Source organism: Streptococcus mitis (assembly GCF_003942685.1).
In the GTDB taxonomy this organism is placed as follows: Bacteria; Bacillota; Bacilli; order Lactobacillales; family Streptococcaceae; genus Streptococcus; species Streptococcus mitis_CD.
The window spans coordinates 1-879 of record NZ_RJNR01000035.1; the positions used below are offsets into that span (position 1 = coordinate 1).

Annotated in this window: 1 protein-coding gene; it reads left to right on the top strand. The window is 38.1% G+C overall.

Annotation, left to right across the window (positions count from 1 at the left end; all coding sequences use genetic code 11):
* Positions 1–879 (top strand): Rib/alpha-like domain-containing protein (locus D8855_RS10340; protein WP_260467398.1); only part of this gene is annotated, 879 nt, incomplete at both ends.

The following is an 879-nucleotide window of genomic DNA, read 5'->3' on the forward strand; positions in this document are numbered from 1 at the left end:
ACAACACCAGGTAAGAAAGATCCAGTTAAAGTAACGGTAGAATTACCAAATGGAAAAGTGATTACAGTAGAAGTTCCGGTTAATGTAACACCTGTTAAGGAAATTGAAACTCCAGTTACGAAAACTCCATTAACCCCAGAGGATTACACTAAAGGAATTAAGATTCCAGAAGGTGGCAAGGTAACGAATGTTGAAAATATTCCAGACTTGACAACACCAGGTAAGAAAGATCCAGTTAAGGTAACGGTTGAATTACCAAGTGGCAAAGTGATTACAGTAGAAGTCCCAGTTAATGTAACACCTGTTAAGGAAATTGAAACTCCAGTAACTAAGACCCCATTAACCCCAGAGGATTACACAAAAGGCATCAAGATTCCAGAAGGTGGCAAGATCACAAATGTTGAAAACATTCCAGACTTAACAACACCAGGTAAGAAAGATCCAGTTAAAGTAACGGTAGAATTACCAAATGGAAAGGTGATTACAGTAGAAGTCCCAGTTAATGTAACGCCAGTTAAGGAAATTGAAACTCCAGTTACGAAAACTCCATTAACCCCAGAGGATTACACTAAAGGAATTAAGATTCCAGAAGGTGGCAAGATCACAAATGTTGAAAACATTCCAGACTTGACAACACCAGGTAAGAAAGATCCAGTTAAAGTAACGGTAGAATTACCAAATGGAAAAGTGATTACAGTAGAAGTTCCGGTTAATGTAACACCTGTTAAGGAAATTGAAACTCCAGTTACGAAAACTCCATTAACCCCAGAGGATTACACTAAAGGAATTAAGATTCCAGAAGGTGGCAAGGTAACGAATGTTGAAAATATTCCAGACTTGACAACACCAGGTAAGAAAGATCCAGTTAAGGTAACGGTT